General features: G+C 35.4%; 17 protein-coding genes. 10 read left to right on the top strand and 7 right to left on the bottom strand.

Going from position 1 to position 16,322, the window contains the following annotated elements; all coding sequences use genetic code 11:
* The first annotated feature begins 100 nt into the window (after positions 1-100).
* The 4 genes from PY770_RS01520 to map all read left to right on the top strand — a co-directional run bounded on the left by PY770_RS01520 (position 101) and on the right by map (position 3,433).
* The gene (locus PY770_RS01520) at positions 101-619 is read left to right on the top strand and encodes a hypothetical protein (RefSeq protein ID WP_163600828.1); all 519 of its coding nucleotides are present in this window, start codon (positions 101-103) and stop codon (positions 617-619) included.
* Positions 620-963: 344 nt separating this feature from the next.
* Positions 964-1,317 carry a hypothetical protein gene (locus PY770_RS01515; RefSeq protein ID WP_163600827.1) on the top strand — a complete coding sequence of 118 codons (354 nt, stop codon included), beginning with the start codon at positions 964-966 and terminating at the stop codon, positions 1,315-1,317.
* A 391-nt stretch (positions 1,318-1,708) separates the two neighbouring features.
* On the top strand, positions 1,709-2,566 hold the full coding sequence (locus tag PY770_RS01510) for a DegV family protein (protein ID WP_168848084.1): 858 nt from the start codon (positions 1,709-1,711) through the stop codon (positions 2,564-2,566).
* Positions 2,567-2,635: 69 nt separating this feature from the next.
* Entirely contained in the window at positions 2,636-3,433 is a 798-nt protein-coding gene (gene map / locus PY770_RS01505; RefSeq protein ID WP_103428807.1) for a type I methionyl aminopeptidase, read from the top strand.
* 51 nt (positions 3,434-3,484) lie between these two features.
* Here map and PY770_RS01500 read toward each other — a convergent pair whose 3' ends face one another.
* The 4 genes from PY770_RS01500 to rbsK form a co-directional block, all read right to left on the bottom strand.
* Entirely contained in the window at positions 3,485-3,976 is a 492-nt protein-coding gene (locus PY770_RS01500) for a GNAT family N-acetyltransferase (RefSeq protein ID WP_139562884.1), read from the bottom strand.
* Between the two features lie 8 nt (positions 3,977-3,984).
* Complete coding sequence (locus PY770_RS01495) at positions 3,985-5,175, bottom strand: ammonium transporter (RefSeq protein WP_163600825.1); 1,191 nt, start codon at positions 5,173-5,175, stop codon at positions 3,985-3,987.
* Between the two features lie 140 nt (positions 5,176-5,315).
* On the bottom strand, positions 5,316-5,564 hold the full coding sequence (locus PY770_RS01490; protein WP_163600824.1) for a hypothetical protein: 249 nt from the start codon (positions 5,562-5,564) through the stop codon (positions 5,316-5,318).
* A gap of 68 nt (positions 5,565-5,632) precedes the next feature.
* On the bottom strand, positions 5,633-7,255 hold the full coding sequence (gene rbsK / locus PY770_RS01485) for a ribokinase (RefSeq protein WP_163600823.1): 1,623 nt from the start codon (positions 7,253-7,255) through the stop codon (positions 5,633-5,635).
* Between the two features lie 356 nt (positions 7,256-7,611).
* On the opposite strand from rbsK, the gene PY770_RS01480 reads away from it, so the two are divergent.
* The 3 genes from PY770_RS01480 to PY770_RS01470 all read left to right on the top strand — a co-directional run bounded on the left by PY770_RS01480 (position 7,612) and on the right by PY770_RS01470 (position 11,041).
* Positions 7,612-8,625: a zinc-dependent alcohol dehydrogenase family protein gene (locus PY770_RS01480; RefSeq protein ID WP_163600845.1), complete on the top strand. Its 1,014-nt coding sequence runs from the start codon at positions 7,612-7,614 to the stop codon at positions 8,623-8,625.
* Positions 8,626-8,646: 21 nt separating this feature from the next.
* Positions 8,647-9,438, top strand: coding sequence for a DUF6198 family protein (locus tag PY770_RS01475; protein ID WP_163600822.1), 792 nt, complete (start codon positions 8,647-8,649; stop codon positions 9,436-9,438).
* Between the two features lie 190 nt (positions 9,439-9,628).
* A complete protein-coding gene (locus PY770_RS01470; RefSeq protein WP_163600821.1) occupies positions 9,629-11,041 on the top strand; it encodes an amino acid permease in 1,413 nt (470 codons plus the stop codon).
* Between the two features lie 59 nt (positions 11,042-11,100).
* On the opposite strand, the gene PY770_RS01465 is transcribed toward PY770_RS01470, so the two are convergent.
* Genes PY770_RS01465 through PY770_RS01455 form a run of 3 tightly spaced genes read right to left on the bottom strand, consistent with a single transcriptional unit; the run spans position 11,101 to position 12,454 of the window.
* Complete coding sequence (locus tag PY770_RS01465) at positions 11,101-11,988, bottom strand: IS3 family transposase (RefSeq protein ID WP_263853754.1); 888 nt, start codon at positions 11,986-11,988, stop codon at positions 11,101-11,103.
* Entirely contained in the window at positions 11,961-12,113 is a 153-nt protein-coding gene (locus tag PY770_RS01460; RefSeq protein WP_156843555.1) for a hypothetical protein, read from the bottom strand. The genes PY770_RS01465 and PY770_RS01460 overlap by 28 nt, the downstream gene beginning before the upstream one ends.
* Positions 12,110-12,454 (bottom strand): helix-turn-helix domain-containing protein, encoded by a 345-nt coding sequence (locus PY770_RS01455; protein WP_163600820.1) that lies wholly within the window; start codon positions 12,452-12,454, stop codon positions 12,110-12,112. The genes PY770_RS01460 and PY770_RS01455 overlap by 4 nt, the downstream gene beginning before the upstream one ends.
* Before the next feature lie 251 nt (positions 12,455-12,705).
* Here PY770_RS01455 and PY770_RS01450 point away from each other — a divergent pair, with 251 nt between their 5' ends.
* From PY770_RS01450 to PY770_RS01440, 3 genes are read left to right on the top strand one after another with little or no spacing between them, the layout of a single operon-like run.
* The gene (locus PY770_RS01450; protein ID WP_163600819.1) at positions 12,706-14,355 is read left to right on the top strand and encodes a peptide ABC transporter substrate-binding protein; all 1,650 of its coding nucleotides are present in this window, start codon (positions 12,706-12,708) and stop codon (positions 14,353-14,355) included.
* Positions 14,356-14,365: 10 nt separating this feature from the next.
* Positions 14,366-15,298, top strand: a complete 933-nt coding sequence (gene opp3b / locus PY770_RS01445) for an oligopeptide ABC transporter permease (RefSeq protein WP_139554918.1) — start codon at positions 14,366-14,368, stop codon at positions 15,296-15,298.
* Positions 15,298-16,317, top strand: coding sequence for an ABC transporter permease (locus PY770_RS01440; protein ID WP_139554919.1), 1,020 nt, complete (start codon positions 15,298-15,300; stop codon positions 16,315-16,317). Before opp3b ends, PY770_RS01440 begins: the two co-directional genes overlap by 1 nt.
* Positions 16,318-16,322 lie beyond the last annotated feature (5 nt).

Raw genomic sequence — 16,322 nt, 5'->3', positions numbered from 1 at the left:
AAATAAAGTTTATCAGATAACTGATTCTCTCAAAACTAATTGCAATTTATGCCAAAAACGTTTTTAATAACATTATTAAGCAAATAAAGGAGTTTTTGTTGTGGAAAAATTTACTGTACTATGTGCGTTTGTAGCTGATTGGCTTTTATTTATTTTTCCACTTTATCAAGGGAAAATGGAATTAATGGAATCAAATACGGTTTTTGCTAAATATCAAGGTAGCAAAGGAAAGAAAAAAAGCATTTCATTTGTTTATTGGCTTTTTCCTCCCCTTCTCCTTCATTATTATAAAAAGAATACCCATCAACAGTTAGTTAGACTGGCTTCTAACAAAAAAGATTTGAAAAATTTTTATAGCTTTTATAATAAAGAATTTGCTTGGTACTTTGTTTCCTATGCTGGTTTTCTACATGCGATTGTTTCAAGCTATGAAGTCATGGAAAAACTTGAATTAGGTGAATTTTCAACATTAGCTAACTTAATTGTGGTTGTTATTTTTTTCTTTGCTGGTAATCACTACGTTGACTATCTCTGTAGTAAGAAACGTCATCAGCGTTTCATTAAAGGAATTGCAACTACCTTCATTTCAGATGGAATTTCCAAAAAAACAAATAAATAAATAACGATTAATATGGTGGAGGAAAATCCATATGGATTCTTTAAATACACAAATAAAAAGCTTTTTAACTGGAAATTTCATGTATAACTTTTCTAGGGTATTGCCCATGCCATATTATCTGTAATTTTATTGGATAAAGGTTTTTCAATCAGTCAAATTTCTTTAATTCAAAGCATTTTCATGATTGATGCACTAATCATGGAAATTCCATCTGGAATAATCTCTGATATTATTTCAGAAAAAACATGTATCAATTATCGTTAATTTTCATCTTCATCTCTTATTTTTTAATTTTTTCAACAAGTTCATTTCTTTTAATTAGTTTAGCGTGGTTTTTTTATGGAATGTCATCGGCGGGAATGACTGGATCATTGGATACATATTTTGTTAAAACAATCAAAAGAAAGCATGAAAGCATCAAAAATTTCAATGTTAAAAATAACTACTCACTGTTATTCAGTGGCTTAATTGGTGGTGGAGTGGGTGCAACTATCTATAGTTACATCGGAATCAACATCTATCTCTTGTCGTTATCAGGTTTTATTATTGCATTTATATTAATTCAAATCTTAATTCCTAAAAAAATCATAAAATTGGAAGATCGAATTACTTTGGAACAGATGTTGGTAGGACTAAAAAGTCTGAAGCACAATAACAAATTAACATTGAATTTCAATATAACGTTAACAGCAAAATGATGTCAACATTCATTTCTATTATGGAATTCTTATCAATGATCGTGGCAGCTTTAACTTTGTGGTTCATTGCGGCTTTTGTTTCTAGCAGTAATTTGATGATGGTTTTAAATATTGTTGTATTAGTTTTCTTTATATTTTCAATGATAATAAATGTTTTTAGAAAATATGAAAAAATAAGCAATGAATAGGCTTTGAATTTATAATAATCCTGTGAAAAAGAAGACTAGTGCTTCTTTTTTATTTTACAGATATTTAAATCTGTAACCTTCCAAAACGTTTTCCAATCCCCACTTAGTCACATTCGTAAAATTGATTATCTCAATTTTCTCTTTTAACGAAGTCTAATTTATATAATTAAGCTAATTACATTTGCGCAACTAAGGAGATTCTAATGATTCATATTGTAACTGACACAACTACCCAATTAAATGCTGAAGAAATTAAAAAATACAAAATTCAAATGGTTTCTCTTCAAGTTATGTTTGAAGGGAAAACTTATAAAGATCAAATCGATATTAGTTCTAAAGAATTTTCTGATATTTTGGCAACTAAAAAAGAGTTTCCCACTACTAGTCAACCAAGTATGGGAGATTTTGTTGCAGCTTATCAATCCATTATTGATCAAGATCCAGATGCCCAAATCATTTCCATCCACATTGCGAGTGTTTTAAGTGGAACTAGTAGTACAGCCACAGTGGCCGCCCAACAATTCCCTAATCAAATTAAAGTAATCAATAGCGAATCGGCCGCTCGGGGAACATCCTTTTTAGTTTTAAAAACTGCTCAACTGGCAGAAGCTGGGGCAGAATTAGAAACAATCATTCAAAGATTAAAAAATTTAATTCCTGATAACAAAGTCTACTTATTCATTAATAATTTAGACTATTTGGTAAAGGGAGGTCGTGCTAGCAAAGCAACCGGATTTATTTCTTCGGTAATTAGATTGAAACCCGTACTGACATTAGAAAACGATAAATTACAATTCAAATACAAGTGTCGTGGTAAAAAACAACAACGTAAGATTGAAAATCAAATTGTCGCAGATATCATTGCTAATCCCAATGTCAAAGACGTCGGTTTGCCATTTGTCGATGATGACAGTGAAGTACGTAGAATTGCGGCTGAAATTTTAGAGGCTCGGCCAGACATTAACACTGAAATCAGTTATGTTAGTCCGTCTTTAATGCTCCATGCTGGTCCTGGAGGTTTTGCTATTATTTATAATGAACAATCTCAAATCTTTTATTAATCGTTTCTTCTTTAATTAGTGGTATATTAGACATATAGAAACAAATCACTATTAAAGGAGAAAACTCACTTGATTACATTAAAATCAGATCGTGAAATTAAAAAAATGGCTGAATCTGGCGCTGTTTTAGCTGGTGTTCACCAAGGATTACGTAAACTTATCAAACCAGGTCTCGATACTTGGAAAATTGAAGAATTTGCTGACAAATACATTACCGAACATGGAGCTACTCCCTCTGAAAAGGGATTTGATGGTTACAAATTTGGAACTTGTATTTCTATCAACGACGAAGTTGCTCATGGAATTCCCCGTAAGGGTTTAAAACTCAAAAACGGTGATCTAGTTAAAGTTGACATGTGTGTCAACAAAGATGGATTTGAAAGCGATTCATGTTGGACTTATGCCGTTGGTGATGTAAGTCCTGAAGCCAAAAAATTAATGGAAGTTACCAAAACTGCCCTTTACAAGGGTATTGATCAAGCTCAAGTTGGTAATCGAATTGGTGATATTGGTGCTGCCATTCAAGAATATGTTGAAGATGAAAACGGTATGGGTGATGTCCGCGAACTAATTGGTCACGGAATTCAACCTTCAATTCATGAAGATCCTGCTGTTCCTGCATATGGTGAAAAAGGTCAAGGACTTCGCTTACGTCCCGGAATGACGATTACCATTGAACCAATGGTTACACTTGGTACTTGGAAAATTAAAGATCGTTATGATGCTAAAGATGATTGGACTTATTACGTTACGGCTGACGGTTCCCTTTCAGCACAATATGAACACACATTAGTAATTACTAATGATGGGCCTAAGATTTTAACTTCTCAAGATCCTGATATTGATGCTAAATATTTATTAAAATAATCAAAATTAAAAGCTCGATGAATTTTAAAAAAATTCATCGAGCTTTTTTTATTAATATTTTTTTCCTAAAATATCGACACTATATAATTTATCATCCATCACGGCTACACCAGGCAAATGCGCCCACTTTGCAAAACCGTTTTTCTTAAACAATCCCTGACTAGGAATATTATGAGAAAAGATAAATGCCACAATTGTATTAATTTTTAGCTTTGGTAGTTGAGCCTCAACAAACTGCAGTGCTTGTTGACCTAAACCATGGTGGTGATAATCATTAGCAAAGTAAATTGAAATTTCTGCTGTTTTACCATAAGCTGGTCTACCATAAAACGCTTCGAGCGAAATCCAACCAACGATTTGATGATTAACTTTAATTACCCAAATTGGGTAATGATCATGATTAAATTCCTGAAACCATTTTTCTCTACTAGCAACGGTTATCGGTTCGGTATCTGCAGTTGCTAAGCGACCAGGAATCGCTTGATTATAAATTTCTACAATCCGTGGAAGGTCCTTACGATCAGCAAATTCAAATTCTGCCATTTTATCTCCTACATTAATTCGCGAAGCTTTTCTTCAGCTTTTGAAATTCTCATTCTGATGATTTGTTTAAGTCCCAAAATCACGATTGAAACAATTACAACAGTGAAAATTACGGTAAAAATGGTTGCTCCTAATTGAATTCCAAGTAGATGTAAAGATCCACCTTCAAAAAAACCACTTTCTGAAATCGTTGGATTAACTGCTTTACTAGCAAATAATCCAGTTAGAATGCTTCCAACAATTCCAGCAATTCCATGACAACCAAAGGCGTCCAAAGTATCATCAATTTTAATGATTGGCTTAACTTTATTAATGAATAAGTAACTTGCCAAAGTAGCAACTAACCCAATTACCATTGATCCAGTAATTGTTACGTAACCACAGGCTGGCGTGATGGCAACTAACCCACAAACTGCCCCAGAACAAATTCCTAATAATGAAGCATTTTTCTTAAAGAAAACATCTAAAATGATCCAAACTAACATCGCAGTCGCCGTTGCAATTGTGGTAGTAAGCATTGCTTGCATGGCAATCGTGTTCATTCTCAATGCAGAACCAGCATTGAATCCATACCAGCCAACCCAAAGCATTGAAGTACCTAAAACTACCCAACTTAAGTTAGCTGGACTAGCATTTTGCTTAACTAAACGAGGTCCCAAGAACCATGCTAAGATTAGCGCCGTAACACCAGCATTAATGTGAACAACTAGTCCACCGGCAAAATCTAGCGCACCTAATCCTTGAAGAAATCCTCCACCCCAAACCATATGTACCATTGGATAGTAAACAAAGATTGACCATAAAACAACAAATGAAATCAAAAATTTAAAGTCCATCCGTCCCACAATTGCACCTACAAACAAAGCTGGTGTAATCACAGCAAACATCATTTGAAAAATAATGAACGTTACATTATTTAATTTGCCATCCGTTAATGCTGAAACAGCACCCATTTTAACGTTATGTAACATGAAATTATGTAAATCGCCAATCAAGTTCCAGTTGTTCCCAGAAAATGAAAGTGAGTAACCACAAATTACCCATAATAGAACAGGAATACTACACATGATGAAAACTGACATCAATGTATTGTTAACCTGTTTCTTAGGAACCATTCCCCCATAAAAAAAAGATAATCCTGGTGTCATAAAAAATACTAATACTGAACAAACAAAGATAAACACAATGTTAGTTGCCATGAAATAAATTCCCCCTAATCAATTAATGTTGCAAGTATATCTGTCTATTTTTAGCTTGAATAGGTTTAGTGTTATAAATCGTGACATCAAACAAAAAAGTCCAATTTTCCAAAGAAAATCGAACTTTTACTTGAAATTAATTAAGCTAATTCGGCAGCTGAATTATTAATTAAAACGCGTTTGTTAGGAACATCTACTTTGTATTCAAGTCTAACTTCTTTACCTGAAGGGGTTACGACTGTAATGATTTTGCTATCACGAATGTAACCATCAAGAATATCATCATCAGATTTAAGTATACCTTGACCATCATTGTAAATAACTTGTGAATCATCGATTCGATAAGCAATTAATCCCACAATAATTTTGTTAATTGAAACTTCTTTCATAATGTATACCTCCAACGTTTTCTTTTACTTTGTTCATCTCTAATTTAACACAAATTAGACTATTTTATTTAAGATAAATCTGAACGCTTAATTGTTTTAATTTGATCTCCACCAATAATTAATTCGTCACAAACATTTAAGAACAACCCATGTTCTACTACTCCAGTTTGCTTCTTCAAATCAATGGATAATTTTTCTAAGTCAGCATCTTTTGGAATGATAATGTTAATTAAATAATTACCTGAATCAGTTTCCAATATATCACCGTTATCTTTAAAGCGAAATTCTGGTTGATATCCATTTTCCTTCAAGTAACGAAAGACTCCCATTCCACCAAAAGGAATTACTTCAATTGGTAAAATATGCCCAGCTAAAGAATCGGTGTATTTACTCTGATCAACAATCCAGATATTTTGCTTAGACATATCAGCAACAAGTTTTTCAAATAGTAGTGCTGCACCACCACCTTTAATTCCGTTAAATTGATGATCAACAACATCCGCACCATCAACCGTTAAATCTACTTGATCAATAGTGTTAACATCTAACATCCGCATGCCCAACTTTTCAGCTAATTTTTCTGTCCCCACTGAAGTTGCAACACATTGAATATCTAAATGCTCATCATTGATTCGTTGATTAATGGCTTTAACAAAGTAAGCAGCTGTTGTTCCTGATCCCAATCCCAATACAATATGGTCAGGAACAAGTTTAGCAGCATAGGCTGCAGCTTGAGCTTTTTGTTTTTCAATTTCTGTTTTAGTCATCTGATCTTGATTAATGACATTCAAAATTGCTTCTCTGGTTGGAATTGAATTCTGTGCACCTGCAACTTGAATAGTTAATGATGAAGCATGACTAGCATAAAGCATTGCTTTTCGAATATTTGACAAATCAATTTCTAGTTGTGATGCAAGAGAACCAATAAAGGTATCTCCGGCTGCAGTAGTATCAACTACCTTTGCTGGAAATGGTGGAATTAAAGCATGGTCATCTGGGGTAGCAAAAAACGAGCCACGCCCACCAACGGTGATTATAACCATCTTAATTCCTCTTTCAAAGAAGAATTTTGCATTGGCTAACATCGATGTTTCATCTTTAACTTCAATTCCAGTTAAGGTTGCTGCTTCTGATTCATTAGGAGTAATAATATCAGTTAATTTTAGTAATTCTTCTGGAAGTTCCTTAGCAGGAGCTGGGTTCAAAATCGTCTGTACGCCATGTTCTTTCGCAATCTTAAAGGCCTCAATAACTGCTGGAACAGGAATTTCCAATTGAGCAATTATACGATCAGCATTAATAATTGCCGATTTGTGGGCGTCAACATCAGTAGGAGTCATGGCCATATTTGCACCACCATAGACATAAATCGAATTTTGACCTGATTTATCAACAGTGATGTAAGCTTTTCCGGTTTCTTGATTGGTGGTTGTAATCACATCGTCAATATTCATTCCGTCTGCTTTAAAACCCTTAACCATCATTTTCGCATCTTCATCATTACCTAGTTTAGTAATAAATGTAGTGTCTGCTCCAGAACGAGCAGCTGCAATAGCTTGGTTAGCACCTTTACCACCACCATGTGATTGTTGGTAAGTATTAATAGCCAAAGTTTCACCTGGAAGGGCATATTTTTCAACATTTAGAACTTTATCTACATTAGTCGAACCGACGACAACAATTTTTTTCATCTTTGTAGCCTCCTCTTTTCCACCTTAATTATAACGCACTTTCTAATTAATGTAAGCGTTTTCTTATTTTGAAAAACTTTGTGAAATATTAAACGAAGTTTTGAAAAAACATAATTGATTTTTTGGTTGTCATGATAAGCTTTGGCCCTATAACCTTTGCATTTAAAGTTTGTGAAATAAAAATTAATCAGTAAAACACCTTGCAATCAGTAAGGAAATCGCTTACTCTTGTAAGAGCAAAGGGCAAGCAAAACAGAATTTTATCGTTCAATACACAAATTAGCAATTTTGTTAGGCTTGCTCATAATGTAACTATATAAATTATATTTAAGAGGAGATGTATTATGGCTGAAAAAATGAAAGCTTTAGTAATGACTGGCAAACAAGAAATGAAAATGGAAGAACGTGACATTCCAACTCCAAAAGACAACGAAGTATTAATTGAAACTGCTTACGCTGGTATTTGTGGAACTGATGACGCCCTCTTTAATGGACTTCCAGGTTCAGCAGATGCTGTTCCTCCAATTGTTTTAGGACACGAAAACTCTGGTGTTGTTAAAGCTGTTGGTAAGAATGTTACTGAATTTAAAGAAGGAGACCGTGTTTCCGTTGACCCTAACATTTACTGTGGTCACTGTTTCTACTGTCACACTGGTCTTTTTGAAGAATGTGAAAACCTTTCTGCAGTTGGTGTAACTCGTGATGGTGGTTTGGAACAATACTTCACTGCTCCTGATACTGTTGTTTACCGCATTCCAGATGCAGTTTCACTTAAAGCTGCATGTTCAATGGAACCTATCTCATGTGGTGTTCACACTATGCACATCATGGAAAACATCCAACCACATATGAGTGCTTTAATCATTGGTGATGGTTTCATGGCTAAATTATTTGCTCAATTATTAAGAGCTTACGGAATCCGTAACATCACTATGACTGGTCGTCATGATGATCTTCTTGCTAAAGAACAAAAAGAATTAAAATTAACCCGCGTTGTTAACACAACTAAAGAAGAAATTCCTGGTGATTACGATATCGTAATCGAAGCCGTTGGTAAGCCTGAAACTCAAGAAGCTGCCGTTAAACACACTAACAATGGTGCTCAAGTATTCATGTTCGGTGTTGGTGAACCAGGCCAAACTTTCTCAATGAACACTTACGAAATTTTCAAGAAACAATTAACTGTTAAAGGTTCAATGATTAACCCTAACTCATTCGAAGACACTCTTGCATTACTTGAAACTGGTGCAGTTGAAGTTGAACCATACCAAGCTAACACAATTAGCTTAGACCAAGTTGAAGATGTATTGAACAAGACTACACCTATGACTGGTAAGACTGTTGTTGCAGTTAACCCAAACCTTAAATAATTAAATACGAGGAGAATTTACATGGCTGTTAAAAAAAACAAAAAAACCCCTCGTACAATCTCTATGAAAGCTTCAATTATTTACTTTGTAATTTCCTTAGTAATTAACTCACTTGGTAACGTATTAACTTTAGTTACTAGTGCCAAAGTTTTCCCATCATTCTTAGGTTCTGCCTACTGGACTGCTGCGGAAACCAACTTTGGAATTGCTTTCCATTGGAACTTGTTCTGGGCTTTCTTAATTCTAGGAATTGTGATTACCGTCTTAAATGCCATTTTGGTTGGTCGTTGGGATTGGGGTCGTGCATTAGGAAACGTAATCTTCATGGTACCTTTCTCATGGTTGATTCAAACTTTCTACACCCTCTTTACCACTACCATCAAATTACCAGAAGCACATTCATTAGGACTAATCATTCTTTACGTCTTAATTAACTTCTTTGGAGTTGCTTTAATTGCGATTGCTATCTCAATCTATCAACGAGTTAACCTTGTGTTACATCCCGCTGATGATTTAATGCAAATCCTCCGATTCAAATACTTCAAAGGTGCTGCGGGAAAAGCAATGTGGGCCTCATATATTCCCCCTACCATTATGGGAGTAGTTGCTTTTGCCATTACTCACCAGTTTACTTATTATGGAATTGGAACTATTTTTGCTTTCCTATTCCAAGGTAACATTACTGGGATAGCTGATAAACGCGTTTTTCCTAGCTTAAAACATCAAGCTGTTGATATTGATCCTGAATTGGAAGAATCAATTGTATCAACTGATATTGATGATGACATCGCAAAAAAAGAACAAGAAAAATAAAATAATAATTATTTTAAAACACATAATCTTCGGATTGTGTGTTTTTTTCTTCTATATAAATCTTTAAATTTCGGTATTTATAATGTATGTTTTCGTTACATTAACAAATGTACAAAATATATTGACAGTATTTTCTTGCCCGTGGTATATTAATAAAAATTTTATTTTTAACAAACAAGGAGGAATAAAAATGAAATCTTTATTTAGAAAAAAAGACATCACTGGTTTGTTAGAACAAAAGACCCCCTTAAAAAGAACCCTGAAAACTTGGGATCTGACTTTTCTAGGGATTGGGGCCATTATTGGAACTGGAATTTTTGTTCTAACTGGTAAAGGTGCTTTAGTTGCTGGACCTGGACTAGCCCTTTCATTCCTGTTAGCTGCCATCTGTTGTGGATTTGCCGGACTTTGTTACGCTGAATTCGCTTCGATGGCTCCGATTTCTGGATCAGCTTACACATACTCATACATTGCTTTTGGTGAAATTACTGCCTTTATCATTGGATGGGACTTGATTTTGGAATATGCCTTAGGGGCTGCCACTGTTTCAGTGGGTTGGTCGGGTTATCTGGTAAACTTGCTCGATAACTTTGGAATTCATATTCCAACCGTGTTAACTGCTGCAGCCGGTACTACTCCAGGAGTACACACCATTTTTAACCTCCCTGCTTTCTTGATTATTATCCTTATCACTTGGATTCTTTCAATGGGCATTAACCAAACTAAACGGGTTAACGACATCATGGTCCTTGTTAAACTTGCCGTAGTAATCCTCTTCATCGTTTGTACCGTTTGGTTTATCAAAACGGCTAACTGGCACCCATTTGTTCCTTACGGTTTGTACTCAGTTCATGATGGTACTGCTGCTGGAATTATCCCTGCTGCTTCAATCGTTTTCTTCTCATTCATCGGATTTGATGCCGTTTCTTCCAGTGCTGAAGAAACCATCAACCCTAGTAAAACGCTTTCTCGAGGAATTCTTTTATCACTATTCATCTCAACGGTTCTCTACATCATCATGACCCTCATCATGACTGGAGTAGTTAAATACACGGTTTACAGTAAATACCTAAACGCACCCATCCTAGCTGTTTTAGTAAAAACTGGTCAAGGTTGGCTCTCAATGATTGTTAGTCTGGGAGCTATCTTAGGAATGACCACCGTTCTATTGGTAATGCTTTACGGTCAATCAAGAATTAGCTACGCAATGGCACGTGATGGTCTCTTCCCTAAAGTATTTAGTAAAGTTGATGCTAAGAGAAAAACCCCATTCGTGGTAACTTGGTTCTTTGGAATTGTAACTGCTTTAGCTGGTGGTTTCATTAACTTAAACATCTTAGCAGAACTAGTAAATATCGGAACGTTATCAGCCTTTATCCTCGTATCAGCCGGAATTTTAGTAATGAGATACACACAACCCAAAGCAAAACGGGGCTTCAAAACTCCATTGGTTCCTTTCACACCAATCATGGCAATTCTCTTCTGTTTAGTTCTAATCGCTGGATTGAACTGGGAAACATGGTTACGGTTCCTCGTTTGGTTAATCCTAGGGATGGTATTCTACTTTACTTACGGTCGGAAACATTCCGTTTTAAATAAATAATGTTAACAAAAAACAATCTCTTTACGAGATTGAACTGCACCCCAAAAATTGGATAGTAATTATGCAACTAGCTGGAAGGTTTGTTGCCGGTATTTAACCGGCGATAAACCTTCCAGTTTTTCTTTAATACGATAATTATTGTAGTAGAATAAATAATCTTTTGTTGATGTTTGAAGCTGATTTAACGTCTGATAATGATTGTTTCTAGTGGTTCCAACTTTTAACTGATTGAAAAAACTTTCCATACAAGCATTATCCAAACATGTAGCCTTACGGCTCATGCTTTGGAATATTTTGTTTTCCTTGAGAAGGTGGATAAATTCATCATTTTGATATTGAAATCCTTGATCAGAATGAATAGTCATTCTATATGGTAAATCCGGTCTAATTTTAATAAGTTCCCTAAGTGGTTCCAGTATAAATTCAACTGTTGGATGTAAGCTTAAATTCCAAGTTAAAATTTCTCCATTAAATAAATCCATATAGGTTGTTAGATAAGCTCTTTCACTGGTTGTCTCATTTCCCCAACGTAATTCTGTAACATCAGTAACAATCTTTTGAAACGGACGATCAGTATTAAATCTACGATTTAAACGGTTAGGTGCTTTCTTACCACAGTTACCTTTGTAAGAGTTGTACTTTCTAACTTTCTTATCATATGCATCACATAATATTTTATTTTCATTCATAATACGCAGAACTTTTTTATGGTTAACATGAAACCCACGGTTTCTTAATTCTAATGTAACTCGACGATAACCATAATCTTTAAAGTTCTTTCTTATCTCACGAATTTCATTAACTAAATCATTATCATCTTTATTGTAATCATGATTAACAGCGTGATAGTAACTACTACGAGAAAGATTAGCAATTTTTAAAAGGTGCACTATTTTAAATTTATGCCTTAGCTCAGTGACTATTTGTGCTTTTTCTTGGTTTGAAATTTTTTCTTCCTTTGAACCAAGGCATCTAATTTTTCCAAGTATGCAATCTTCGCTTTTAAGTAATCATTTTCTTCTTTTAGGTCTTCATAACTCTTATTTGAACTTTTTTTATCAGGTTTAATCATTTTAGGGGCCTTTCTAATCGAGAGTTAAGGCGTCCCTCTAGATAATCCCTTTCCCAACTATAAATAGTAGTAGGGTTTCTGATTTTAAAATGCCGAGCGGCATTTGGATAAGAAGATTGATTATCAAGACGCCATTTAATTACTCTTATTTTAAATGAATAATCGAATTTTGTCTTTTCATGTTTATAAACTAATCCATCAATTCCAAATTGATCCATACGCCTAATCCATTCAGAAATTGTAGCAGACCCTTTAATATTATATTTTTTCATAATTTCAGAACGGGAAATTCCTGAATGAAAGTCATTAAGTGCTGCAAGTTTTTCATCTAAAGAATACAAAAAGAACCTCCTAAATTGTTTGTCCAATTTAGGGGGTTCAGGTCAGATTGTTTTTTTATGTGAATTTTGCATAATACCATAGTTCGGATTTTAATCAAAGTGTCGGTGTAACATAACCCAACATCTAACTTTTTTTAATGTTAAAGGTAAAATATTGACCTTAACATTAAGAAATTACATTTACATTTTTGGAAAATTGCCCTATGATTAAGAGAAACTTAAGTTTTTAAATTTTATGGAGGTGGTCCACAATGAAAAACTTACGTTATAGCAAGTTAATTTCATTTGCAATCATCGGAGTTTCTGCCTTGGTGTTAACTGGGTGTGGTGCCCAGAAGCACGATAGTAGTTCTCCGAAAGACAAGACCATGGCAGTTAGCTCAAAAGCAACGATTACAACCATGGATTCAAGTCTAAATACTGACCAATATGGTGCGCAAAACTTAAACAACACCATGGAAGGTCTTTATCGTTATACTGGTAAGCAACTTAAGCCTGGAGTGGCTAAGAGTATTGCGAAACCAACTGATGGTGGTAAAAGATACACCATTGAACTTAAACATACGAAGTGGTCAAATGGCGATCCTGTCACCGCTAACGACTTCGTTTATGCTTGGCGTCGGATTTGTGATCCCAAAACTGGTTCACAATATTCTTACATCTATAGCGGAATTAAGAATGCCGATGACATTGTCGCTGGTAAAAAAGCTCCCGATACTTTGGGAATCAAAGCTTTGGGTAAATACAAGCTTCAAGTAACTTTGGAACACCCAATTCCTTACTTTGATACCTTAGTTTCTGGTGGTCAATTCTTACCAATCAACAAAAAAGCCGTTGATAAGATGGGTGACCAATACGGATTGACTAGTAAGGGAATGATTTTTAACGGACCATTCAAACTCGAAAACTGGAAAGTTGGAGATACCGAATGGCACGAAGTTAAGAATAAATCTTACTGGAATGCTAAAAATGTCAAACTTAACGAACTTAAGTACTACTACATTGCCGATCCAAATACTGGATTGAACTTGTATGATACGAACGTGCTTGATCGTTATGCTGACCTTAGTGGTGACTCTGCACGTCAACTTGCTCACAACAAGGACTTCAAAACTACTCCAAATAATGGAACTTATTTCCTTGAATTAAACGAAAAAGCTCATCCTTACTTGAAGAATGAAAAACTTCGTCAAGCCATGTCAATGACGATTAATCGTGATGAATTATGTAATAACATTCTTGGTAAGACTGGTCTTCCTGCTCATAGTTTAGTGCCATCAAAAATGAGCAAGAGTCCAACTACTGGAGTTGACTTTACTGATGAACCTTCAGCCATTGCCGACCGGAAGTACACTGAATACAACCCTGAACTTGCTAAGAAACTCTGGCAAGAAGGATTGAAAGAAACTGGACAAAAACAAATCAACCTAACCCTTACGGCTGATAATACTGATACCACTAAGAAAATGGCTGAATATCTCCAAAGTAACATGGAAAAAGATTTACCTGGTTTCCACTTGAACATTAGTAGCGTGCCATTCAAGACCCGTCTTCAAAGACAAGTTAGCAAGAACTTTGACATGGTTACTAGTGCCTGGGTTGCTGATTATCCTGACCCAACTAACTTCTTAGATCTTCAAACCACCGGAAACTCAAACAATGATGGTAGTTGGTCAAACAAAGAATATGACGAGGCCGTTAAGAAAGCCGAAACCACGGATGCTAACAATCCAGAAGCTCGTTGGAACGACATGCTTAAAGCACAACATATTATCACTAAGGAACAAGGAGTTATCACGACTTACCAAGATAACGGTGCTGCTTTAACTAAACCAAACAGTAAAGGATTTAACATCACCCCAACTGGTATCTACGACATGGGTGCTGCATACAAAAAATAGGAGGTAAATAATGACAAAATATATTCTTAAACGTATTTTCTACTTATTTTTAACATTATTGATTATTGCCTCGATTACATTTTTCATGATGAAGGCTTTACCGGGAACTCCATATACTAACCAAGCTAAAATGAGTCCCGCTCAATTAACCGTTATGAATCATAAGTATGGTTTTGACAAACCAGAATACGTTCAATACTTCAAATACTTAGGTGGCCTCCTTCACGGTGACTTAGGCACATCTTTCCAATTTAACAACCAACCCGTTACACAATTAATCGGTGATCACATTGGTCCATCGATGCAACTTGGATTACAAGCGATGATTATCGGTAGTCTGTTAGGAATTATCCTTGGAAGTATTGCAGCAATTAAGAAAAACACCTGGGTTGATGCCCTTGCTACAATTGTTTCAATCCTTGGAATTTCAATCCCAAGTTTCGTTTTAGCAATCTTGCTTCAATACTACTTTGGTTACAAACTTCAATGGTTCCCAGTTGCCCTCTGGCATAACTTTAGTTCCTCAATTCTCCCAACGCTAGCATTAGCAGCCTTTCCACTGGCTAGCATTGCCCGTTACATGAGAACTGAAATGGTGGACGTTTTAAGTAGTGACTACATCGAGCTTGCAAAAGCCAAAGGTGATGCTACTTGGCAAGTAATTACGAAACATGCTTTACGTAATTCCTTGATTCCCATCATCACAGTTGTTGGTCCAATGGCCGTTTCAATCATGACTGGTTCAATGGTTGTCGAATCAATCTTCTCAATTCCTGGAATTGGTGACCAATTCGTTCAATCAATTTTAACCAATGATTACCCTACAATTATGGGATTGACTTTGTTCTACTCACTCTTGATGGTAGTAATTATCTTGGTCGTTGATATTCTCTATGGAGTAATTGATCCAAGAATTAGACTAGGTAAAGGAGGAAAAGCATAATGCATGATAACTTACCACCACAAGAAACCGAATTTCAATATCTAAGTAATGATTTATCTAACATCCCTACTGAGGTGTTTGGTGCTTCAAGAACTTACTTCCAAGATGTTAAACGCCGTTTCTTCCACAATAAAATTGCCATGGTTTCTTCAGTTATTTTAGTTTTTATTATTTTGATTGCTTTCCTTGGACCGGCATTTGTGCCAACTGATCCAAATGCCCAACACGTTTTATTTGCCAACTTACCACCTAAATTAGGAAACCTAAACATTCCTGGAATGAACGGAATGCAAACGATTGGTGGCCACACCATCAATGCTTATAAAGAAGCCCATGTTCCCGATGGGACTTACTATATTTTTGGAACTGATTACCTTGGTCGGGACCTATTTGCCAGAATTCTTTATGGAACTCGTCTCTCAATCATCGTTGCCATGGTAGCCACTTTACTTGATTTAGTAATTGGGGTCCCTTATGGGATTGTGTCTGGATTAGCTAGTGAACGAGTTGATACTTTCTTACAACGGATTATTGAAATCATCTCATCCGTTCCTGATCTAATCATCGTAATTCTTTTACTAGTTGTTTTAAAACCAGGATTAACTTCAATCATCATTGCCATTGCCTTCACAGGTTGGATTACGATGGCTCGTTTGATTAGAGCCCAAGTTTTCAAACTTAAAGAAAACGAATACGTCTTAGCTTCTAGAACTTTAGGTGAATCAAACTGGAAAATTGCTACTAAGCATTTAATTCCTAACCTTAGTTCAACGATTATTATTCAAACCATGTTCTCAATCCCTACTGCCATCTTCTTTGAAGCTTTCCTAAGCTTTATCGGAATTGGGATTCCCGCACCAAATGCTTCACTTGGTACTTTGATGAATGACGGTCAAAAAGCTTTCCACTTCTTGCCTTACCAAATGTGGATTCCCGCAATCATCTTGAGTTTGATTATGATTACAACTAACTTAGTCGGTGATGGAATGCGTGATGCATTCGACCCTCAATCTGATTAGAAAGG

The organism is Fructilactobacillus sanfranciscensis, from assembly GCF_029023685.1.
GTDB lineage: Bacteria > Bacillota > Bacilli > Lactobacillales > Lactobacillaceae > Fructilactobacillus > Fructilactobacillus sanfranciscensis.
The sequence above is the reverse complement of the archived record's forward strand: the minus strand, read 5'-3'. Positions and strand labels throughout refer to the sequence as shown.